The sequence below is a fragment of the Neobacillus drentensis NBRC 102427 genome (assembly GCF_001591445.1).
Classification (GTDB): domain Bacteria; phylum Bacillota; class Bacilli; order Bacillales; family Cytobacillaceae; genus Neobacillus; species Neobacillus drentensis.
This window is the reverse complement of sequence record NZ_BCUX01000150.1, coordinates 1-555: the sequence shown is the minus strand read 5'-3', so window position 1 is coordinate 555 and position 555 is coordinate 1. Positions and strand designations below refer to the sequence as shown.

The 555-nt window shown below is 43.4% G+C and carries 1 protein-coding gene; it reads left to right on the top strand.

Translation table 11 applies throughout. The annotated features are described in order from the left end of the window. A partial coding sequence (locus BDR01S_RS26015) for an Ig-like domain-containing protein (RefSeq protein ID WP_235846655.1) occupies positions 1 to 555 on the top strand: 555 nt, incomplete at both ends.

Sequence of the window (555 nt, the reverse complement as noted above, 5' to 3'; positions counted from 1 at the left end):
CATTGACGCGCAAAAGGCAGGTACAGAATTAGTCATTATTGCTACAGATAAGGCTGGTAATGTAAGTGAATCAACCACAGTAGTGATAAGAGACGTAACAGCTCCAGAAAAACCTGTAGTAAATGAAGTAACCGACAAAGATACAACAGTCACCGGCCAAGCGGAAGCTGGATCAAAAGTCGAAGTGAAAGTAAATGGTACGGTGATCGGTACCGGAACGGCTGGAGAAGATGGTCAATATGAAGTAACCATGGACGTGCAAAGGGCAGGCACAGAATTAGTCATTATTGCTACAGATAAGGCTGGTAATGTAAGTGAAACAACCACAGTAGTGATAAGAGACGTAACAGCTCCAGAAAAACCTGTAGTAAATGAAGTAACCGACAAGGATACAACAGTCACCGGCCAAGCGGAAGCTGGATCAAAAGTAGAAGTGAAAGTAAATGGTTCGGTGATTGGTACCGGAACGGCTGGAGAAGATGGTCAATATAAAGTAACCATTGACGTGCAAAAGGCAGGCACAGAATTAGTCATTATTGCAACGGATAAAGCTGG